This window comes from Sphingomonas bisphenolicum, assembly GCF_024349785.1.
Classification (GTDB): domain Bacteria; phylum Pseudomonadota; class Alphaproteobacteria; order Sphingomonadales; family Sphingomonadaceae; genus Sphingobium; species Sphingobium bisphenolicum.
In genome coordinates this window covers 3,575,414-3,596,794 of the sequence record NZ_AP018817.1, presented here as the reverse complement: position 1 = coordinate 3,596,794, position 21,381 = coordinate 3,575,414, and the positions used below count along the sequence as shown (strand labels likewise).

Here is a 21,381-nt window from a genome sequence, read left to right as displayed (position 1 = left end):
GGCGGATAGGGAGCGACCTAGCCCCCTTGCATCCACCCGACCAGAGGCCCGATGCGCATTTTTCAAGTCATATTCATGACGTTTGCCCTGCTGGCAGGCCTGTCCGTCGCGCAGGTGCCCGCGGCACAGGCGCAAGGCGCGTTCGGCGGCGGGCCGGCGCATATCGCCGCCACGCTGGCGGCGGAAAGCGTTGCGCCCAAGGCCGGCGAGGGCACGACCATCGCCTTCGCCATGACGCCGGAAAAGGGCTGGCACGGCTATTGGGAAAATCCCGGCGATGCGGGTCTGGGCATGACCGTCGACTGGACCCTGCCCGCCGGCGTCACCGTCGGCACGCTGCGCTATCCGGTGCCGGAAACGCTGCTGATCTCCGGCCTGATGAACCATGTCTATGAAGGCCCCTATGGCGTGCTGGCGACGCTGAAGGTCGCAGCGGGCCTTGCGCCCGGCACCCGCCTGCCGGTGCGGGCGAAGGCGCAATGGCTAGCTTGCACCGACAAGGTCTGCGTGCCCGAAAGCGGCGATCTGACGCTGGATCTGGTCGTAGGCGACGGCACCGTGTCGGCGGCCGATCGGACCCGCTTCGATGGATGGCGGACCCATCTGCCCCGGCCGCTGGGTTCGGAAGCAAGCTATGCGGTACAGGACGGCAAGCTGCGCCTGTCGGTGCCGTTTCCGGCCAGCGCGCAGGCCAGCGACATCCACCTCTTTCCGCTGGCCGAGGGGCTGGCCCGCTACGCCGCGTCGCAAACGGTAACGCGGGAGGGCGACAGGCTGCTGATCGAGACGGACGCGGCCGAGGGTGGCAAGGGCGGCACGGTTCAGGCGGTATTGCGGACCGGCGACCATGTCGGTTTCCTGCTGACGGCGAAACCCGGACAGGTCGCCGGTGCATCCGGCGGCGGGCAAGGACGCGCGATCCTCGCCGCGCTGGGGGGCGCGCTGCTGGGCGGGCTGCTGCTCAACATCATGCCATGCGTCTTCCCGATCCTGGGCCTTAAGGCGATGAAGCTGGCGAAAGCGGGTGGTGACGAGCGCACCGTCCGGCGCGAGGCTCTGGCTTATACGCTGGGGGTCATCCTGACCTGTCTGGCGCTGGGCGGCGCGCTGCTGCTGTTGCGCGCAGCGGGCGGGGCGGTCGGCTGGGCGTTCCAGTTGCAAGACCCGCGCATCATATTGGCGCTGCTGCTGCTGGTGACCGGTATTGCCTTCAATCTCGCGGGGCTCTTCGATCTCAGTGCCTATGGCGGCGGCGAGGCACTGGCGGGCAAGGGCGGTGTTGTCGGCTCCTTCTGGACCGGGGCGCTGGTCGCCTTCGTCGCGACACCTTGCACCGGACCGTTCATGGCGGCGGCGATGGGCGCGGCGCTGCTGCTGCCCCTGGCGGCTGCGCTGGCGATATTCGCCGGGCTGGGGCTGGGGCTGGCGCTGCCCTTTCTGCTGCTCGCTTATATTCCAGCGCTTCGCAAAGGATTGCCGAAGCCCGGCGGCTGGATGGGCCGTTTCCAGAAGATCCTCGCCATCCCGATGTTCCTGACCGCGCTCGGCCTCGCCTGGCTGCTCGGCCAGCAGCGCGGCGTGTCGGGCATGACGATCGGGCTGGGCGCGGCGCTGCTGCTGGCGCTGCTGCTCTGGTGGCTGGGGGGTCGCCAGCGCCTGGGCAAGGGCGGCGGCTGGATCGCGGCGCTTGCCGGGTTGGCGCTGCTCGCAGGCGCCGCTTACGCGCTCCCGACCAGCGCGCCGACGGCTATCGAAAAAGGCGATTCAACTGTCCATTTCGATGTCGCAAAACTCGCTGAACTGCGCGCCGCGAACAAGCCGGTCTTCCTCTATTTTACCGCCGACTGGTGCCTGACCTGCAAGGCGAATGAGGCCGCCGCCATCGACCGCGCCGAAACCCGCGCCGCCTTTGACAGGGCCGGCGTCACCGTCATGGTCGGCGACTGGACCAATGCCGATCCCGCCATCACCCGCTTCCTCGAAGCGCAGGGCCGGTCGGGCGTCCCGCTCTATCTCTTCTACGCGCCGGGCAAGGAAGCGCAGACCCTGCCGCAACTCCTCACCCCCGCCACTCTTGCCGGACTGGTGCGCTGATGGCCAAGGTGCGTGCCGACCAGCTGCTCGTCGACAGCGGCCTTGCCGAAAGTCGCGCGCGCGCGCAGGCGCTGATCCTGGCCGGCCTCGTCTTCCTGGGCGACCGCAAGGTCGATAAGGCCGGGCAGCAGGTGCCCGAAGGCACGGAACTGGACGTACGCGGTCGCGACCATCCCTGGGTGTCGCGCGGCGGCATCAAGCTGGCTCACGCCCTGGAGGAGTTTGCCATCGACGTCACCGGCTTCGTCGCCATCGACGTCGGCTCCTCGACCGGCGGCTTTACCGACGTATTGCTGACCAAGGGGGCGGCGAAGGTCTATGCGGTCGACAGCGGTACCAACCAGCTCGCCTGGAAGATCCGCTCCGACGATCGCGTCGTCGTTCACGAACAGACCAGCGCCCGCATCCTGACCGACGCGCATATCCCCGAACCGGTGGACATCATCGTCTGCGATGCCAGCTTCATCAGCCTGGCCAAGGTGCTGGAAAAGCCGATCGGCTTTGCGAAACCCGGCGCGCAGATGGTCGCCCTCATCAAGCCGCAGTTCGAAGCGCGGCGGGAGGAAGTGGGCAAGAATGGCGTGATCCGCGATCCCGCCGTCCACGACCGGGTCTGCGCCGAAGTGCAGGACTGGGCCGTGTCGCAGGGCTGGACTGTCGCGGGCCTGACGCAAAGCCCGATTACCGGGCCGCAGGGCAATGTCGAATTTCTTCTCTACGCGCGGCTTGGTGGATAATGGACGTATGTTCGTTCCCAACTCTACCGTCATAAGGTGCGGACCAAGTCCAATTGTGCCGTCAGCAAAGGCTAGTTACTCTTCCATCATGCGTCCTATTCTCCCGGTCCTTCTGCTTGCCCTGTCCCTTGCCGCCTGTGGCGGAGAAAAGGAAAAGAAGCCGCGCGCCGTCCCGCTGGTGGAGGTGCAGTCCATCGCGCCCACCGCCTTCACCGACAATCTGGAGGCGGTCGGCACCGCGCTCGCCAATGAACAGGTGGTGCTGTCCGCGCCGGTGACCGAGCGGATCGAGGCGATCAACTTCTCTGATGGCGGCTATGTGGCCAAGGGTCAGGTGATCGCCCGGCTGGCGGTAGGGCAGGAACGGGCGGAACTTGCGTCGGCCGAGGCGACTGCGCTGCAAGCGAGTCAGCAACTCCAGCGCATCCAGGCGCTCAAAGCGCGCGGCTTCGCCACCGGCGCGACGCTGGAGCAGCAGGTTGCGCTATCCAATGCCGCCCGCGCCAATGCACAGCTGGCCCGCGCCTCGATCGGCGACCGGGTGATCCGTGCGCCCTTCTCCGGCTGGGTGTCCCTGCGCACCGTATCGCCCGGCGCGATCGTGACGGCCGGGACCGCCATTGCCACCGTCAGCGACATCAGCCGCATCAAGCTGGATTTCACCATTCCCGAAACCCGGTTGGCGATGATCCGCGAAGGCATGACGATCAAGGCGGTGTCCGCGGCCTGGCCCGACCGGCCGTTCAACGGCGCCATCGCCACCATCGATCCCGTCATCGACCCTGCCACTCGCGCGGTGAAGGTGCGGGCGATCCTGCCCAATCCCGACAAGGCGCTGAAGCCCGGCATGTTGCTGACCGTGAGCGTGCTCGCGCGCCAGCGCCAGTCGCTGTCGGTGCCTGAACTGTCGGTGGTGGGCGACGGCGACGAGCGTTTCGTCTTCGTGATCGAGGACCGCACCGCCAAACGGACCAAAGTAAGCACCGGCATTCGTCAGAATGGTCGGGTCGAGATACTGGACGGCTTGAAGCCAGGCCAGAAGATCGTGACCGAAGGCGTGGTCAAGCTGACCGACGGCGTCACCGCGCGCCTGCCCGGCGATAAGTCCAAGGATGGTCCCGGCAAGGGCGCCCGCTGATGCAGCTATCCGATCTTTCGGTCCGCCGCCCGGTCTTTGCCGCGGTCGTCGCGGTGCTGCTGTGCATCATCGGCATCGTCGGCTATCTCAGCCTGTCGGTGCGCGAATATCCCGATACCGACCCGCCGATCGTATCGGTCGAAACTACCTATACCGGCGCCGCCGCGTCGGTAGTGGAAACCCGTATCACCCAGCTGATCGAAGATGGCGTGGCGGGGGTGCAGGGCATCCAGACCATCACGTCGACGTCGCAGGACGGTCGGTCGGACATCAATATCGAATTCGATCCGTCGCGCGATATCGACAGCGCCGCCAATGACGTGCGCGACCGGGTGGGGTCGGTGGTGGAGGATTTGCCGGAAGATGCGCTGGCGCCTGAAATCCGCAAGGTCGATTCCGACGCCCGCTCCATCCTGTTCCTCGCCTTTTCCCGTCCCGGTTGGTCGTCGATCCAGATCAGCGACTATCTCGATCGCAACGTTGCCGACCGCTTTTCCGCCATCGATGGCGTCGCGCGCGTCACCATCGGCGGCGAGGCGAGGCCCTCGACCCGCATCTGGTTCAACGCCGAAAAGCTGGCGGCCTTCGGCCTGACTCCGGCCGATGTCGAAGCCGCGCTGCGCAGCCAGAATGTCGAACTGCCCGCCGGCAGGTTCGAATCGCAGGACCAGAACCAGACCCTGCGCGTCGAACGCCCCTTCGCCACGCCGGACCAGTTCGCGCAGCTCGTCGTCGGCCGCGGCACGGACGGCTATCAGGTGAAGCTGGGCGACGTCGCCCGGATCGAGGAAGGCGCGGAAAACCCCTATAGCAGTTTCCGTTCCAATCAGGGGACCGCGATCGGCCTTGGCATCATCCGCCAGTCGGGCGCGAACACGCTGGAGGTCGCGCAAAAGGCCAAGGCGCTGATCAAGGAATTGCAGCCTACCCTGCCGCAGGGGATGCGTGTCGCCATCGGCACCGACGAATCCCTGTTCATCGAGCGCGCCATCGCCAATGTCTATGACACGCTGATCGAGGCGGCCTTGCTGGTCATCCTCGTCATCTTCCTGTTCCTGGGGTCGGTGCGTGCGACGATCGTGCCCGCCGTTACCGTGCCGATCTGCCTGCTCGCGACCTGCGCGGTAATGTGGCTGCTGGGCCTGTCGATCAACCTGCTGACCCTGCTCGCCTTCGTGCTCGCCATCGGCCTGGTGGTCGACGACGCCATCGTCGTGCTGGAAAATGTCTATCACCGCATCGAACAGGGGGAAGATCCGCTGGTCGCCGCCTATCTCGGCACGCGGCAGGTCGGCTTCGCCATCATCTCGACCACGCTCGTCGTGTGCGCGGTTTTCGTGCCCGTCATGTTTCTGGCCGGCCAGACCGGCCTGCTGTTCCGCGAACTCGCTATTGCGATGATCGCGGCGATCGCCTTTTCCGGGTTCATCTCCCTGAGCCTCGCGCCGATGCTCTGCTCCAAGCTGCTCAAGACCGCCGAGCGCGGTCGAATGGCGCGCTGGATCGACGATCGTTTCCAGCGACTGGAACATGGCTATGCCCGCTGGCTGGACGGCGCGATCAGGAAGCCGCTGTTGCCGCTGCTGGGCGTGCTGCTGTTCCTGGGCGTCGCCGGCTTCTTCTTCACCCGCCTGCCGAGCGAACTGGCCCCTGCCGAAGACACAGGCGTGGTCGAAGCGCAGATCAGCGCGCCCGAAGGCACCGGCTTTGCCCGGATGATGGCCTATATGAAGAAGATCGAGGACGACCTCGCCTTCCTGCGCAAGGATGGAACGCTCCAGAATCTGGTGATCCGCACACCGGCCGGTTTCGGTTCGACAGACGATTTCAACGGCGGCAACGTCATCGCCTTCCTGCGGCCATGGGAAGATCGCACCATCACCACGGCCGAAGTCGCGACCATCGTCAACAGGGTGATCGCCGATCAGCCCGGCGTGCGCGGCAATGCGGCGCCGCGATCGGGACTGGGGCGCGGTCGCGGCCTCCCGGTCAATATCGTGCTGGCGGGTTCCACCTATGAAGGGCTGGTCGCCGCGCGCGACCGGATCATGGCGGCAGCCGCCGACTATCCCGGTCTCATCAACGTCGACAGCGATTATAAGGAAACCAAGCCGCAGATGCGGATCGAGGCCAATCTGGCCCGTGCGGGCGATCTGGGCGTATCGGTCAACGACGTCAGCCAGGCGTTGCAGAGCCTGCTCGGTTCGCGCCGCGTCGGCACCTATGTCGATCGCGGCGAGGAATATCGCGTACTCGTGCAGGCGGAGGAGGATGGCCGCCGGACTGTGGCGGATCTGGAGCGGATCAATGTCCGTTCGCGCACCGGCGCGCTGGTGCCATTGTCCGCGCTGGTCACCGTGCGGGAAGTCGCCGGGCCGCGCCAGCTCAATCGCTACAACAAGCTGCGCGCCATCACCCTGACCGCCGCGCTGGCGCCGGGCACGTCGCTGGGTCAGGGCCTTGCCTTTCTGGAGGATCAGGCGCGCCAGTCGCCCGAAGTGCTGGCCATCGGCTATCGCGGCGAGAGCCAGTCGCTGCGCGAAACCGGCGGGTCGATCTGGCTGGTCTTCGGTCTCACCATCCTGATCGTCTATCTGCTGCTCGCCGCCCAGTTCGAAAGCTTCATCCATCCCGGCGTCATCATCGCCACCGTGCCGCTGGCGGTGGCGGGCGGCGCGCTGGGGCTGGCGATCACTGGCGGGTCGATCAACCTCTACAGCCAGATCGGCATCGTCATGCTGGTGGGTCTGGCGGCCAAGAACGGCATCCTGATCGTCGAGTTCGCCAACCAGTTGCGCGACGAAGGGCTGGAGATAGCCGAGGCGATCCGCGAAGCCGCCAAGCGCCGCCTGCGGCCGATCCTGATGACCTCCATCGCGACCGTGATCGGGGCGGTGCCGCTGGTCATTCGCGGCGGGGCGGGGGCGGCGGCACGCCATTCGATCGGCACGGTCGTGGTGTTCGGCGTCAGCCTGGCGACGCTTATCACGCTGTTCCTGATCCCGATCTTCTATTCCCGCGTTGCCAAGCGGACAGTTTCTCCGCAAACCGTTGGCCGCAAGCTGGATTCGGTGCTCAAGGATTCGCCCGATCCCGCCGAATGACAGGCTTTCTGGAGCTGCGTTGCCGATGAACGAGATTGCGTCCCCCGGTCAGTTGCGTCTTGCCTATCTACGCTGGGCGCTGGTCACGGTGCCTGCGATCGTTTTTCTGGGGTTCCTGTCGGGGCGTCTCGCCAATAGCGGCTATGGCAATCGCTGGTTCGATGCGCTGGAAAAGCCCGCGCTGATGCCGCCGGGCTGGGCGTTCGGCGTCGCCTGGACCATCCTCTACGTCATGATGGCGCTGGCTTTCGCGATCGTGCTGCACGCCCGCGGCGCGAAGGGGCGGGGCGGGGCGATCGCCCTGTTCCTGGCCCAGTTGCTGCTCAACCTCTGCTGGTCGCCACTTTTCTTTCGCGCGCATCAGGTCGGCAGCGCGCTGGCGCTGATCCTCATCATTTTCGTGCTGGTCGCCGTAACGACCGCGCTTTTCTGGCGTATTCGCCGTTTCGCCGGGGTGCTGTTGCTGCCCTATCTGGCGTGGCTGGCCTTCGCCTCCTTCCTCAACTATGAGATCGGCCGCCTGAACCCCGATGCGGCGACCCTTGTCGCCCCGGCGCTCAGAACCCAGATATGATTTACGGGCGCGCCGATCGCGCGCCGCACAGAGGATAAGGCAATGCAGAGCGAAAACCGCTTTTTCGACGATCTCGCCAAGCTGGTGAACGGCGCCGCCGGCACCGTGGCGGGCATGGGGCGCGAATTCGAAACCAACGCGCGCGAACGGGCGAAGGAATGGATCGGCGGCATGGAATTCGTGTCGCGCGAGGAATTCGACGCGGTCAAGGCGATGGCCGCCGCCGCGCGCGAGGAAGTCGAACTGCTCAAGGCGCGGCTCGACGCGCTGGAAGGCAAGGCCGGCGAACCGGTCACCAAGACCGTCAAGGCGGCCAAGCCCAAGCCGAAGGGTGCGGACTGATCTACTCTACCCTTGTGTCTGTCCTTTCGCGGTATGCGGTGATAAGGCGCGCCGATGATGGATAGCGACGAATTTGAACATGGCGGCGGGGAAGCCGCGCCGATCGATATGCTGGCGGCCTATTTCGAAGCGCATGGCTGGACGTTCGAGCAGGTCGGCGAAGATGAGATCGTTGCGAATACCCAGGGGTCATGGGCGCAATATGAGCTGCGCGGCATCTGGCGCGACGAGGATCAGGTGCTCCAACTGCTGGCGCTGCCTGACATTCGCGTGACCGAGGAGAAGCGCGGCACCATCTACGAGACGCTGGGCCTTATCAACGAACAGCTCTGGCTGGGCCATTTCGAGCTTTGGTCGTCGAGCGGCATCATCCTGTTCCGCCATGGCGCGCTGCTCGGCGCAGGCGGCACCTTGACGCTCGATCAGGCGCAGTTGCTGGTCGAGACCGCGATCGATGAATGCGAGCGCTTCTATCCGGTGTTCCAGTTCGTGCTCTGGGGCGGCAAGTCGCCGTCGGAGGCGATTTCCGCCAGCCTGATCGAAACCCGCGGCGAGGCCTGATCCGATGACGCAGACCTGGCCTGATCATCTCTTCCCCGATCATCTCTTTCTGGTCGGCTGCGGGAACATGGCCGGGCAGATGCTGTCCCGCTGGCTCGACTGCGGCTTCGACCCCGCGCGCGTCACGGTGCTGCGCCCCAGCGGCCAGCCCGTGGCCGATGGGGTCGCGGTCGTGACGGACTATCCCGCTGCGCTGCCCGCAGGGACCACCGTCCTGCTGGGCATGAAGCCCTATCAGATCGCCGACGTCGCCGTTACGCTCGCGCCGCTATGCGCCGCCGACACGCGCATCGTCTCGATCCTCGCCGGCACGACGTTCGCCGATCTGCGCGCCCGTTTCCCCGTTGCCCGCGATATCGTGCGCGCCATGCCCAACCTGCCGGTCGGGCTGGGCGAGGGGGTAACGGCGCTGTTCACCGACGACGCAACCTCGGCGCGGGCCAAGGCGGACGTCGCCGCACTGATCCAGCCGCTTGGCCTGGTCGAGTGGATTGCCGACGAAGCCCTGTTCAATCAGGTCACGGCGCTGTCGGGCTGTGGCCCTGCCTTTCTGTTCCGCTTCGTCTATGCGCTGGCGCGGGCAGGCGAGGCGATCGGCATTCCCCCCGATCAGGCCGCGCGCATGGCGATGGCGACGGTGCAGGGATCGGCGAATATGGCCGCCCGCGCCAATGATGGTCCGGGCGTGCTGGCCGATCGCGTCGCCAGTCCCGGCGGCATGACGCGCGAGGGGCTGAACGTCCTCGACGCTGATGACCGGCTGCTGGCGCTGCTGACCGATACGCTGGCCGCCGCCCGCGACCGCGGCGAAGCGATGGCGCGCGGCGCATAAGGGCGGTTCCGGGGGGAAGGCTTTTGCGCTAAGGCGCGCGCTTACCGATCCCGGAGTCCGCCATGTTGTCCCCCGATACCCCGATCCTGCTGCTCACCACCGGCGGCACGATCGACAAAATCTATTTCGACGCTCTGTCCGACTATCAGGTCGGCGAAACCGTGATGGCCAAGCTGCTGGAGGTCGCGCGGGTCAAGCGGCCCTTCCGTATCGAGGAAGTGACGCGCAAGGATAGTCTGGAACTGGACGAGACGGATCGTGCGCTGATCTACGCCCGCGTCGCCGCGGCGGTCGAAAATCACATCGTCATCACCCATGGCACCGATACCATGACCGACACGGCCAGGCAGCTTGCCGGGATCGAGGGCAAGACCATCGTGCTGGTCGGCGCGCTCGCCCCTGCGCGCTTCGGCGAGAGCGACGCCAGCTTCAACCTCGGCATGGCCTTCGCCACGGCGCAAGTCGCGGAGCCGGGCGTCTACATCACCATGAGCGGATCGGTGTTCCGCGCCGACAAGGTGATCAAGGACCGGGCAAAGGGCGCCTTCGTCCCGCTCTAAAGGCACGGGTCGCGTTTAACGGCGACTGCGGGCGAAGCCGCCCGTGGATGGCTATGCGGGAGATGACGGGTGAATAGCAAATATCGATCGACCATGCTGGCGGCTCTCCTGCCCATCCTGTTGGTGGCGGGCTGCGCCACCGCGCCGGGCCAGTCTACCGCGCCGACCGTGCCATCCGCCCGCTATGTCGCCTTGGGCAGCTCCTTTGCCGCCGGACCGGGGGTGACGGTATCGGCGGACAATCCCGCCACGCGCTGCACCCGGTCGAAGGATAATTATGCGCATCAACTGGCGCGCCTGCGCCAGCTTGATCTGGTCGACGTCAGTTGCGGCGGCGCCACCACCGCGCATCTGCTGGGGCCGTGGAAGGAACTGGCGCCGCAGTTGGACGCACTGACGCCCGATACGGCGCTGGTGACGATCACCATCGGCGGCAATGATGTCAGCTATGTCGGCTATTTGTTCGTCGAATCCTGCAAGGGTGCGGAGGATCGTCCCGCCCTCGCGAAAGCTTTCGCCATGTGCAAGGCTATGACGGCGCGGCAGCCATCCTTCCCGGCACCCGCCGTCCCGACAGACGCGGACTGGTCGAAACTGGCCGCCGATCTCGATCGGATCGCGGCGGAGGCTCGCCGTCGTGCACCGCAGGCCCGGATCGTTTTTGTCGATTATGTCACCTTGCTGCCATCGGGCGCGCCATGTCCGCAAGTGCCTTTGTCGGGGCAGGCGCTTGCCACGGCGCAGGCGACGGCCGATCGATTGGCGCGCCTGACCGCCAGCGTGGCGAAGCACAATGGCGCCGACGTGCTGCGTGCCTCGACATTGTCGCGCGGGCATGATGCCTGCGCGGCGCAGCCTTGGTCGAACGGCTTCGTCGCGCGTCCCGGCGTCGATCCGTTCACGCCCTATCATCCCAATCTGGCGGGCATGACCGCCATCGCGACGGCGCTCGACCGCATGCTGGGGCGATAGAGCGAGGGGAACCGCCGCATCCCTCCAAGCATTGTGAAACCCAGAAACACTATGGAGGATCATCTCATGGCGGATTATCAGGAGCGTCCCGCGACGACCACGACAACGGTCATAGAGAAGCGTGGCGGCGGTGGCACGACCTTCGCCATCCTGTTGCTGGTTGTGGTGGTCGCCGTCGCGGCCTTCTTCCTGGTCACCAGCCAAACCAGCAAGAATCAAGCGGTGGAAGGCGCGGCGGATCAGGTCGGTCAGGCGGCCAGCGATGTCGGTTCCGCGGCCAAGGATGCCGTGGGCGACAAGGGCCAGTAAAGGGTATTCGCCGAGGGCGATGCATTGGATAGCGCAGGCCGCTTTGCAAAAAGGCGGCTCTCCTTTTTCCGCACGACACTGTCGCAGAAGGCCAATAAAAAGGGACGCTCCGATGATCGGAGCGTCCCTTTTCCTTTTTCAGCCTGAGCGGCCGGCTTGTCAGCCTTCGACCTTGGCATATTTGGGTGCGGCTTCGTTCAAGATGCGCAGGATCTTCTTGAGCGCGGTCGGCTCATCCGTTTCTTCCATCGCGGCGAGTTCGCGGGCGAGGCGGCTGGACGCGGCTTCGAAAATCTGGCGTTCGGAATAGCTCTGCTCGGGCTGGTCGTCGGCCCGGAACAGGTCGCGGGTCACTTCGGCGATCGACACCAGGTCGCCCGAATTGATCTTCGCTTCATATTCCTGCGCACGGCGCGACCACATGGTCCGCTTGACCTTGGGCTTGCCCTTGAGGGTTTCCATCGATTCCTCAAGCGTCTTGTTGGAGGACAGCTTGCGCATGCCCACGCCTTCGGCTTTATTGGTCGGAACGCGCAGCGTCATGCGCTCTTTTTCGAAACGGAGCACATATAGCTCCAGCTCCATGCCCGCGATCTGCTCCTTTTGCAGTTCGATCACACGGCCAACGCCGTGCTTGGGGTAAACGACATAATCACCAACGTCAAAGGACAGCGCCTTGGCAGCCATTTGATACCTTTCCAATTCAACCGGGGAACGGGCCGTCGCGGGGCAGATGTGCAAGAGACATATGCCGGGAGGTCCACGGCGCCACCGTCAAGACATGAAGCGTATTCTCCAGGGTCGGGCAGGGGGATGTCCGACCGTTGGAGCGCTATTTAGCAGATTCGTAACAAAATTACCACCCCCGGACATGAAGGCCGGGAGTGTGGCGCAAAACGGGACGCAGGATGGGCGGCGCGGGCCGCCCGGATCAGTTGCCGGCGCCGGGCTCGGGCGAGAAGAATTTCTCCAGCTTGTTCTCGATACCGCTCATCGCGTCGGCATCGGCAGGCGCGTCGCCCTTGACCGTGATGTTGGGCCATTCGGCGGAGAATTTCGTGTTCAGCTCCAGCCATTTTTCCAGGCCATTCTCGGTATCGGGCAGGATCGCCTCGGCCGGGCATTCGGGCTCGCACACGCCGCAGTCGATGCACTCGCTGGGGTTGATGACCAGCATGTTCTCGCCCTCGTAGAAACAGTCCACGGGGCAGACCTCGACGCAATCCATATATTTGCAGCGGATGCAGTTGTCGGTCACGACATAGGTCATTGTCAGGGCACTCTTGGCTTGGAAAAACGCCGTCCTGCTATGCTTAGGCAGGCCGAAGGTCAATGAGGATATTGTTGCGTGGTGTTTAGGACCGGTTTGGCCGGGCGGAGAGGCGAAGTTCACACCATTGCAGGGAGATGTTTTGCGGAGGTTCGCCGAAATTGGGGCGGTGGACCTGGGGTCCGGATCTTCCCGAACTTCTTGCATGTCGCCTATGGCGAAATTTTCACGGCGAATTGTCCGCCAGCCGTGCTGGCTGGCGGTGGGGCGGGATAGACCATGGGAAGGAGCCGGATGGCACCATAGGGCAATCCGGGGGTGTAGGACAGACGATTGGGGAAGGCGCGACATGGCTGATTAGGGTGGGAAGGCGACATTCCCCACGGCGTCATGCTGAACTTGTTTCAGCATCCATCGAGCCGAATAAACCATTGCTCTATCCAGAGGAATGGACTCTGAAACAAGTTCAGGGTGACGATGCTTATATGTCCGATTCTGGTCGATGGCTGACGAAACGGTGCCTGATCTGTCCCGCTCACGCGCCGACCGTCAGTTCCTCGTAGCAGGCTTGCGCTTCGGGGGCGGGGCCGCGGCGGGTGGGGAGCTGGATCACGCGCACCACGCGCACGGCGTCGCCATGGGGGAAGGTGATGAGGTCGCCCGCGCGCACCGGCGCGTGGGCGCGTTCGATGCGGCGGCCGTTGAGGCGGATATGGCCGTCCTCGGCCAGTTTCTGAGCCGCCGAACGGCTTTTGGACAGCCGGGCGAACCAGAGCAATTTATCGATGCGCAGCGTCGGCCCATGGCCGATGCCGGTCACCGGGTCAGCCATTGCGGCCGAGCAGGTCGGCGAGTTCCGCAAAGGCGTTGTTGACCGGGGCGGGGCTGCTGCGATGCGCCGGGGCGCCCGCGCGATCGCGCTGTTGGCGCTCTCCGCCGGACTTGCCGCCACCGCGCTTGCCATCGCTGGATGGGCCGTCGCCCTGCTTGTCGGCGCGGCGCGGGCCGCGCGATTGCTGCGCCCGTTCGGGGCGCGGCTTCTGCCGACCCTTGAACACCCAGTTCGCCGCATTGACGGTCGGGGCCTCGACGGGCTCGGCGGGCTCTGCGCCTTCGGCCGGTTCTCGGCCTTCGCTCGCTTCCACGGGCGCGACCGTTTCTGCGGCCGGTTTCGGCGTTGGCGCTTCGACCGGGCGGAAGCCGGCGAGGCGCATCAGTTGCAGGAACGAGGGTTCGGACAGGCCCAGCGACACGATCTGCGGGCTGACATGGGTGAAGGCTTCGTTCCTGGCGATGGTTTCATGCGCGGTGCGCGCCATGCGTTCGGCCATGTCGATGCGCAGCATCTGGTCGCCAAAGCCGCGGAAGCCGGCGATGCGCGCGCCCATCTGTTCGAACTTCTCGCCCGCGGGAATCAACGTCAGGCCGGCAGCGGGCAGCGGCAGGCAGGGCTTGCCGATGCGCGCGGCCAGCAGGGCGGAGCGCCAGCGCGCCGCGCCCGGCTTCAACAGGCCGGGATGATAGATGTCGAGCACGCCGATATCGACGCCCGCCTTGCGCAGCAGGTGGCGCTGGTCCTTGTCGAGATGGCCGAGCGCCGAATCGAGGTCGATCCGCGCGATAACGCCGCCCGCATCGCCCAGTTGCGCGAACACGGCGCGGACCACGGCGGGCACTTCGGGGTCGAGCGCACTGTCGTTCATCTTGACCAGCGGCAGGAGATGCTTCTGCTTCTGCGCGTCGAACCAGGCGGCCAGGCGGGCGGCGACCTGCTTCTGGATGTCCTGATCCAGATCGAGAATCGCGCGATCCAGCCGAATTTCGGGCGCGAGCAGGGCTGGCCCCGCCAGCAGCGTCGCCACCGGCGTTTCGCCCCAGGCGATGCGTGGGGCCTGTCCCGCTTCGTCCATGAGCGCGAAATCCGTATCCGCCGCGCCCACCAGTTCGTCTGCCTTCACTCGCAATACCTTTCCAAGGCGCCGTTCCGCGGCCGCCAGCAACATCTTTCGATCCTGATGTCGCGTAGCGGGATCGACCGAGAATCGGAAGCCGTCAAGTTTTCCGATCGTCTCGCCATCGACACAGACGCGCCCATCCGGGTCCACCGTCACCGGCAGGTTGCTTGCATTCTGCCCGATATCGCGCAGCAGGACCGAGGTGCGCCGGTCCACGAAACGCTGCGTCAGCGCGGCGTGCAACGCATCGGACAGTTTTTCCTCCAGCGCGCGGGTGCGCTCCGCCATCTCGGCGGGATATTCCAGCCAGTCCGGGCGGTGGGCGATATAGGACCATGTCCGCGCCGCTGCGATCCGGCCCGACAGCGTGTCGATGTCGCCCTGCACCGAATCGAGTCGCGCCAGATTCTGCGCGAACCAGTCGCGGGGAATGTAACCGTTCCCCTCCGACAGGAAGCGCCAGATGCGGCTGACGGCGCGGGCATGGTGGTCCGCGCCCAGTTTCTGGAAATCGGGCAGGCTGCTGGCGGCCCAGAGCCGTTCGACCTGGCGTTTGGTCCGCACCCGCTCGATCACCAACGGGTCTTCGGCGAGCCGCTTAAGCACGGCCAGGTCCACCGCCTGCGGCGCGGCGCGCAGTTCGGGGCGGTCGGGCCGTTCCTCCAGATCGGCGATCAGCAGGTCGAGCCGGTCGGTGCGGGGCGTGCCGTCGCGCCAGAAGAGTTGCTCGATTGGCGGGAAGCGATGCGCCTCGATCGCTTCGATCTCCTCAGGCGTGAAGGCGGCGTCGCTATCTTCGCCGCCCAGGCTGCCGAAGGTGCCGTCCTTGTGATGGCGGCCCGCGCGTCCGGCGATCTGCGCCATTTCGCTGACGGTCAGGCGGCGGGTGCGGCGACCGTCGAACTTGCGCAGCGAGGCGAAGGCGACATGGGCGACGTCGAGGTTGAGGCCCATGCCGATCGCGTCGGTCGCGACCAGATAATCGACGTCGCCATTGAGGAACATCTGCACCTGCGCGTTGCGGGTGCGGGGGGATAGCGCGCCCATCACCACCGCCGCGCCGCCGCGAAAGCGCCGCAGCATTTCGGCGACGGCATAGACTTCCTCGGCGGAGAAGGCGACGATGGCGGAGCGTTTGGGCAGGCGGGAAAGCTTCTTCGCGCCCGCATAGGAGAGGGTTGAGAAGCGGGGACGGCCGATAATCTCGATATCGGGGACCAGCGATTTGACCACACGGCTGATGCTGGCGGAACCGAGGATCATCGTTTCCTCCCGTCCGCGCGCGCGCAGCAGCCGGTCGGTGAAGATATGTCCGCGCTCCGGGTCAGCGCCCAGTTGCGCTTCGTCCAGCGCGACGAAGGCATAATCCTTCAAATCATTAGGCGCGCCTCCTGCCTGCCGGCCTGTGATGTTCTTTTGCGCGCTTCCGGCCTGCCGGCCTGCGTCGATGGGCATCGATTCGGCCGTGCACAGGAAATAGCGGGCCTGGGGCGGGACGATCTTTTCCTCGCCGGTAATGAGCGCGACCTGCGCCGGCCCCTTGATCGCGACCACCCGGTCATAGACTTCGCGCGCCAGCAGACGGAGAGGGAAGCCCATCATGCCGCTGCTGTGGCCGCACATCCGTTCGACGGCGAGGTGGGTCTTGCCGGTATTGGTGGGGCCCAGAACGGCGGTGATGGGAGAACGGGCGAACTGGACCATGGTCAGCCCTCTGTCGGGGAGGACGGCGCAGGGAGCAAGGGGATTCGCCGGTTCCATTGATCGGCGCGCGCCCGTCCGGCGATAGACACGCTTCGTCGCAGGGGGCGATGTCATCGCAACGTCTTTATTTGACTTTAACCCTGTGCGTTCACAACAGTCCCGCCCACGCATGGCGCGGGGGACGTTGCCGGCGCAGCAATGATAACAATGCCTTTGGGGTCGCGGGTTTGTTTCAGGAAAGCCAGTTCGGGTCGCAGCAGGGCGGCGCATCCATGTCGCTGTGGATGGCCGATGCGCTGGGCCGTGCGCCCATGGCGGCGCCGAAGGATTGGCGGGCACGGTTGCGCGACTGGGCCGATGAGGTCGAGCTGGTCCCGGACCTCGCCGAGCGGGTGGGCAGCCTCACCTGGTTTCGTGGTCTTTTCACCTGTTTCGGCCTGTGCGCCACCGCCCTCTATCTCTCACCCGGTTTCCAGCCGATTCCCGGCCTGCCCGGCGCGCGCCTGGACGACGCGCATTATGACGAAGTGCGCAGCCAGATGATGACGCCGCTCGCGCTGGGTGCGGACAGCGGCCGGCATATGGGCGCAACCGATGCGGTGCAGCCATTGCGTGAAACGCCCGAACGGCCCCAGATCGAACTGAGCGCCCAGATCGGCAGCAGCGACACGCTGGGCCGCGCGCTGTCGCGCGCCGGGGTCAGCAGCGGCGACGTGGCGACCATCGCCGCCATGGTCGGCGGCGACATCAGCGACGGTGTGAAGCCTGGCACCGCGCTCGACATCATCCTGGGCCGCCGCGTGAGCCGCGACCGGCCCCGGCCGCTCGACAAGCTGGCGTTTCGCGCACGGCTCGACCTGGCGCTGGAACTGACGCGGGCGGGCGGCGTGCTGTCGGTCAAGCGCATCCCGATCCGCGTCGACAATACGCCGCTGCGCATCCAGGGCGTGGTCGGCGACAGCATCTATCGCTCCGCCCGTGCGGCGGGCGCGCCGCCCAAGGCGGTGCAGGCCTTCCTGCGGGTGATCGCGGGGCAGGTCGATCTGGGCGGCATCGGCGCTGGCGATCGCTATGATATCGTCACCGAATATCGGCGTGCCGAAACCGGCGACGTGGAGGTGGGCGACCTGCTCTATGCCGGGCTGAAGCGTGCGCGCGGCAAGTCGGTCGATATGCTCAAATGGACCAGGGACGGGCGGACCGAATGGTTCGAGGCGTCGGGCGTGGGCGAGCGGCGCGGCGTGCTGTCCGCCCCGGTCGCCGGGCGCATGTCGTCGGGCTATGGCCAGCGCCGCCATCCGATCCTGGGCTATACGCGGATGCACGCGGGCATCGACTTCGCGGCCCGCTATGGCTCCCCCATCTATGCCGTCACCGACGGCGTGGTCGCCTTTGCCGGGCGGCATGGCGGCCATGGCAATTATGTCCGCATCCAGCATGGCGGCGGCCTCGCCACCGGCTATGCGCATATGAGCCGCATCGCCGCGGCGCCGGGCCAGCGGGTGCGACGCGGCCAGGTGATCGGCTATGTCGGCTCCACCGGCCTGTCGACCGGGCCGCATCTCCATTATGAACTGTATCGCAACGGCGCGACGGTCAATCCGCTGTCGGTGAAGTTCACCACCACCGCGCAACTGGCGGGGGCGGAGCTGGCGGCGTTCCGGGCGCGGCTGGCGCAATATCAGGGGCTGCGCGTGGGAATCCACGAGGCGTTCGCGCAAAAGGCCGCGGCGGCTCCGGCGGCGGCGGGCAAATAAGCGGCTTTTCGCACGCCGCCCGCTCCGCTTTTCCTGTTTTTCCGCATTCTGCGAGTCGTCGTCTGTTCCAGCCGACTTCAGAATGTTCTAGGGCGCGGCGATGACTGGTTCCATCACCGCCATCCTGCTCGCGGGCGCACGCCCCATCGCCGATCCGCTGGCCACCGCCGCCGGGGTGCCGGTCAAGCCGCTGGTTCCGGTCGGGGGCGAACCGATGATCAACCGCCCCGCCCGCGCGCTGCTCGACCATCCCGCGATCGGGCAGGTGATCGTTCTGACGCAGCGGCCCGACGTCTTCGCCGCCGATCCGGCTACCGCCTGGCTGGCCGACCATCCGCGCGTGCGGTTCGAGACGGGCGGGCAGGGGATCGCCTCGTCGCTGCTGGCGTTGCTGGAGCGGGACGACCTGCCGTTTCCGATCCTGCTGACCACGGCGGACCATGTGCTGCTCGACCGGACGATGCTCGACCAGTTCGTGGCGGAAGCCGGCGGTGCGGACATCGCCGTCGCCATGGTGGAACGGGCGACATTGCTGGCGCGCTATCCCGATTCGCGGCGGACCTGGCTCAAATTCCGCGATGGCTGGTGGTCGGGCGCGAACATTTTCTGGTTCGGCAGCAAGAAGGCCCGCCCGGTGATCGCGCTGTGGCAGGAGGTGGAACAGGACCGCAAAAAGGGGTGGAAGATATTGGCCGCGTTCGGGCCTTTCGCCCTGCTGGGCGCCCTGTTGCGGGTGTTGACGCTGCGCGGCGGCATGGCGCGGATCGGACGTAAATTCGGCCTGACCGCGCGGCTAGTGGCAATGGACAGCCCGGAAGCGTGCATCGATGCCGACAAGCCGGCGGACGTGACGCTGATCGAGGCGATTCTGCGGGGGTAAGTGAAAAGCGCCGCGTGTTCCCGCCTTCGCGGGAACACGCGGCCTTTTCTATTTCTCGACTGCGCTCGATACGAACGGTAGGCCTGTCACCGTCGAAAGCTCTCCGCCGCGGCGCAGGCGAGCGCATCGGCGCGCTCATTTTCCGGGTGGCCGGCATGGCCCTTGACCCATTGCCAGGTCACCTGATGGGGGGCGATCGCCTTCACCAGCAATTGCCAGATTTCGACATTCTTGACCGGCTTGTTGTCGGCGGTGCGCCAGCCGCGCTTCTGCCAGCCGAAAATCCATTTGGTGATGCCGTCCAGCACATATTTGCTGTCGGTGTAGAGCGTGACCTTGCACGGTTTCTTGAGCAGGTTGAGCGCCTCGACCGCCGCCATCATCTCCATGCGGTTGTTGGTCGTCTGCGCCTCGCCGCCGGAAATCTCCTTTTCGGTATCGCCAAAGCGCAGCACCGCGCCCCAGCCGCCCGGACCGGGATTGCCCTTGCAGGCGCCGTCGGTGAAAATGTCTACGGTGGGGAGGTCGGTCATGGAAACGAAAACCTATATTTCCGCTGGCCCTGAGCTTGTCGAAGCGCTTTCCTTTCTTCTGAGAAGAATAGGGCTTCGACAGGCTCAGCCCGAACGGCTTGCAATTATTGACCCAGCAGCGCCGACGTGTCGGCGCTGGCGTAGAAATCCAGCCGGCGCAGATAGGCGAGCGGATCCTTGCGCGTCACGAGCGCGTCGGCCGGGGTGTTGATCCAGTCATAGGCGCGGGTCAGCAGGAAGCGCAAAGCCGCGCCGCGGCACAGGGTCGGGAAGGCGGCGCGTTCGGCTTCGCTCAGCCCATGGGCCTGCGCATAACCCGCACCGATCGCCGCGCCGCGCGCGCCATACCAGGTCGCGCCGTCATTGCTGAAGCACCAGGCGCTGTGGGTGACGGCCAGGTCGTAGGCGCGGATATCGGTGCAACTGAAATAAAAGTCGATGAGGCCGGTCACCTCTTCGCCCAGCATCAGCACATTGTCGGGGAAAAGGTCGGCATGGATCACCGACCGGGGCAGGTCGGCGGGCCAATGGGCGTCGAGAAATGCCAGTTCCTCGACCACGCGCGCGGCAAGGCCGGGCTGGATCCGGTCGAAATCCCCCCCGCATTTCGCCGCCAGCGCGTGCCAGCCGGCGACGTCGAGGGCGTTGCGTCGTTCGCCCGCAAATCCCTGCGCCGCCTTGTGCAATTCGCCCAGCGCCACGCCGGCGGCGCGCGCCTGTCCGGGGGTGGGTTCGGTGACGCTGATCCCGGTCAGAAATTCGATCAGGCAGGCGGGGCGGCCGGAAAGCTGCTGGAGTCGGCGGCCTTCGCGATCGGCGATGAAGCGGGGCACGAGGCAACCGCGCGCGCCCAGATGATCGAGCAGGTCCATGAAGAAGGGCAGGTCCGCCTCATCCACCCGCTTTTCGTAGAGCGTCAGGATGTAGCGATGGCCGCTTCCGTCCGCCCCGGTGGTTTCCAGCAAGTAATTGCTGTTCTCCACCCCTTCGGCGATGCCCTTGGCCGATACCAGCCGGCCGGCGTCGTAGCGGGTGAGGAAGGCGTCGATCTCTTCGGCGGGAACATGGGTGTAGACGGCCATGGTTCAGGCGGCCTCCAGTCCGCGGGGCAGCTTGAAGGCGATCGTCTCGCGCGCGGTTTCCACCTGCTCTTCCTCGACGGTGAAGCGTTCCGCCAGCCGGTCGACCACTTCGCGCACCAATATCTCCGGCGCGGAGGCGCCTGCGGTCAGGCCCAGCGTGGTCACGCCGTCCAGCCAGGCGAAGTCGATCTCACTGGCGCGCTGAATCAGACGGGCGGGGGTGCCTTCGCGCTCCGCCACTTCCACCAGCCGAAGAGAGTTGGAGCTGTTGGGCGCGCCGATGACGTAGAGCGCCTGGCAGCGGGCGGCGATCGCCTTCACCGCGGTCTGGCGATTGGACGTCGCGTAGCAGATATCCTCGCCCTTGGGTGCGGCGATGGTGGGGAAGCGGCGTTCCAGCGTGGCGACGATTGCGGCGGTATCGTCCACCGACAGCGTCGTCTGGGTCAGGAAGGCGAGATTGTCGGGGTCGGCGGGCGTGAAGGCTTCGGCATCCTCGACCGTTTCGATCAGGGTCATCGTGCCGTCGGGCACCTGGCCGAAGGTGCCGATCACCTCCGGGTGGCCCTTATGCCCGATGAACAATATGTGGCGGCCCGCCGCGACCTGCCTTTCGGCCTGGCGATGGACCTTGCTGACCAGCGGGCAGGTAGCGTCGAGATAGGACAGGCCACGCGCTTCGGCCTTGGCCGGGACCGCCTTGGGCACGCCATGGGCGGAAAAGACGACCGGCACGCCGTCGGGCACCTGGTCAAGGCTTTCGACGAAGATCGCGCCCTTCGCCTTCAGCCCGTCGACGACGAACTTGTTGTGGACGATTTCGTGGCGGACATAGACCGGCGCGCCATAGGCCTCGATCGCCCTTTCGACGATGATGATCGCGCGATCGACCCCGGCGCAAAAGCCGCGCGGCGCGGCGATCAGGAGCTTCATCGGCGGGCGGGCGGAGAGCGCGTGCGTCATGCCCTGCCGCTTAG

20 protein-coding genes are annotated in these 21,381 nt (G+C 66.1%); 13 read left to right on the top strand and 7 right to left on the bottom strand.

All coding sequences use genetic code 11. The features are described 5' to 3' along the window. The first annotated feature begins 51 nt into the window (after positions 1 to 51). The 11 genes from SBA_RS17880 (at position 52) to SBA_RS17830 (ending at position 11,223) form a co-directional block, all read left to right on the top strand. Entirely contained in the window at positions 52 to 2,094 is a 2,043-nt protein-coding gene (locus SBA_RS17880; protein ID WP_261935376.1) for a protein-disulfide reductase DsbD family protein, read from the top strand. Next, entirely contained in the window at positions 2,094 to 2,831 is a 738-nt protein-coding gene (locus SBA_RS17875; RefSeq protein ID WP_261935375.1) for a TlyA family RNA methyltransferase, read from the top strand. The genes SBA_RS17880 and SBA_RS17875 overlap by 1 nt, the downstream gene beginning before the upstream one ends. An 88-nt stretch (positions 2,832 to 2,919) precedes the next feature. Then, positions 2,920 to 3,969 carry an efflux RND transporter periplasmic adaptor subunit gene (locus SBA_RS17870; protein ID WP_261935374.1) on the top strand — a complete coding sequence of 350 codons (1,050 nt, stop codon included), beginning with the start codon at positions 2,920 to 2,922 and terminating at the stop codon, positions 3,967 to 3,969. Beyond that, the gene (locus SBA_RS17865) at positions 3,969 to 7,073 is read left to right on the top strand and encodes an efflux RND transporter permease subunit (protein ID WP_224548344.1); all 3,105 of its coding nucleotides are present in this window, start codon (positions 3,969 to 3,971) and stop codon (positions 7,071 to 7,073) included. Before SBA_RS17870 ends, SBA_RS17865 begins: the two co-directional genes overlap by 1 nt. Positions 7,074 to 7,098: 25 nt before the next feature. Continuing rightward, the gene (locus tag SBA_RS17860; protein ID WP_224548346.1) at positions 7,099 to 7,647 is read left to right on the top strand and encodes a TspO/MBR family protein; all 549 of its coding nucleotides are present in this window, start codon (positions 7,099 to 7,101) and stop codon (positions 7,645 to 7,647) included. 42 nt (positions 7,648 to 7,689) lie between these two features. Continuing rightward, the gene (locus SBA_RS17855; RefSeq protein WP_224548348.1) at positions 7,690 to 7,989 is read left to right on the top strand and encodes an accessory factor UbiK family protein; all 300 of its coding nucleotides are present in this window, start codon (positions 7,690 to 7,692) and stop codon (positions 7,987 to 7,989) included. A gap of 54 nt (positions 7,990 to 8,043) precedes the next feature. Then, the gene (locus SBA_RS17850; protein WP_066604191.1) at positions 8,044 to 8,550 is read left to right on the top strand and encodes a type III secretion system chaperone family protein; all 507 of its coding nucleotides are present in this window, start codon (positions 8,044 to 8,046) and stop codon (positions 8,548 to 8,550) included. A gap of 4 nt (positions 8,551 to 8,554) precedes the next feature. Further along, positions 8,555 to 9,382 carry a pyrroline-5-carboxylate reductase family protein gene (locus SBA_RS17845; protein ID WP_261935373.1) on the top strand — a complete coding sequence of 276 codons (828 nt, stop codon included), beginning with the start codon at positions 8,555 to 8,557 and terminating at the stop codon, positions 9,380 to 9,382. Between the two features lie 62 nt (positions 9,383 to 9,444). Beyond that, entirely contained in the window at positions 9,445 to 9,942 is a 498-nt protein-coding gene (locus SBA_RS17840) for an asparaginase domain-containing protein (protein ID WP_224548351.1), read from the top strand. A gap of 69 nt (positions 9,943 to 10,011) precedes the next feature. After that, complete coding sequence (locus SBA_RS17835) at positions 10,012 to 10,914, top strand: SGNH/GDSL hydrolase family protein (RefSeq protein WP_224548352.1); 903 nt, start codon at positions 10,012 to 10,014, stop codon at positions 10,912 to 10,914. A gap of 66 nt (positions 10,915 to 10,980) precedes the next feature. Further along, positions 10,981 to 11,223 (top strand): hypothetical protein, encoded by a 243-nt coding sequence (locus SBA_RS17830; RefSeq protein ID WP_224548353.1) that lies wholly within the window; start codon positions 10,981 to 10,983, stop codon positions 11,221 to 11,223. 159 nt (positions 11,224 to 11,382) lie between these two features. Here the strand turns inward: SBA_RS17830 and SBA_RS17825 are convergent, their stop codons facing one another. The 4 genes from SBA_RS17825 to SBA_RS17810 all read right to left on the bottom strand — a co-directional run bounded on the left by SBA_RS17825 (position 11,383) and on the right by SBA_RS17810 (position 16,152). Continuing rightward, entirely contained in the window at positions 11,383 to 11,910 is a 528-nt protein-coding gene (locus tag SBA_RS17825) for a CarD family transcriptional regulator (protein ID WP_007709832.1), read from the bottom strand. Positions 11,911 to 12,154: 244 nt separating this feature from the next. Further along, positions 12,155 to 12,493 (bottom strand): ferredoxin FdxA, encoded by a 339-nt coding sequence (gene fdxA / locus SBA_RS17820; protein ID WP_261935372.1) that lies wholly within the window; start codon positions 12,491 to 12,493, stop codon positions 12,155 to 12,157. 535 nt (positions 12,494 to 13,028) lie between these two features. Then, entirely contained in the window at positions 13,029 to 13,325 is a 297-nt protein-coding gene (locus tag SBA_RS17815; RefSeq protein WP_224548355.1) for an RNA-binding S4 domain-containing protein, read from the bottom strand. After that, on the bottom strand, positions 13,318 to 16,152 hold the full coding sequence (locus SBA_RS17810; protein ID WP_261935371.1) for a helicase-related protein: 2,835 nt from the start codon (positions 16,150 to 16,152) through the stop codon (positions 13,318 to 13,320). The genes SBA_RS17815 and SBA_RS17810 overlap by 8 nt, the downstream gene beginning before the upstream one ends. A gap of 272 nt (positions 16,153 to 16,424) precedes the next feature. Here SBA_RS17810 and SBA_RS17805 point away from each other — a divergent pair, with 272 nt between their 5' ends. Further along, complete coding sequence (locus SBA_RS17805) at positions 16,425 to 17,909, top strand: M23 family metallopeptidase (RefSeq protein WP_261936786.1); 1,485 nt, start codon at positions 16,425 to 16,427, stop codon at positions 17,907 to 17,909. Between the two features lie 100 nt (positions 17,910 to 18,009). Then, positions 18,010 to 18,789: a nucleotidyltransferase family protein gene (locus SBA_RS17800; protein ID WP_261935370.1), complete on the top strand. Its 780-nt coding sequence runs from the start codon at positions 18,010 to 18,012 to the stop codon at positions 18,787 to 18,789. Positions 18,790 to 18,875: 86 nt separating this feature from the next. Here the strand turns inward: SBA_RS17800 and rnhA are convergent, their stop codons facing one another. From rnhA to ispH, 3 genes are all read right to left on the bottom strand, one after another. Continuing rightward, entirely contained in the window at positions 18,876 to 19,322 is a 447-nt protein-coding gene (gene rnhA / locus SBA_RS17795) for a ribonuclease HI (RefSeq protein WP_224548359.1), read from the bottom strand. Between the two features lie 104 nt (positions 19,323 to 19,426). Beyond that, complete coding sequence (thrB, locus tag SBA_RS17790; protein WP_261935369.1) at positions 19,427 to 20,404, bottom strand: homoserine kinase; 978 nt, start codon at positions 20,402 to 20,404, stop codon at positions 19,427 to 19,429. Between the two features lie 3 nt (positions 20,405 to 20,407). Then, positions 20,408 to 21,367 (bottom strand): 4-hydroxy-3-methylbut-2-enyl diphosphate reductase, encoded by a 960-nt coding sequence (gene ispH / locus SBA_RS17785; RefSeq protein WP_261935368.1) that lies wholly within the window; start codon positions 21,365 to 21,367, stop codon positions 20,408 to 20,410. Positions 21,368 to 21,381 lie beyond the last annotated feature (14 nt).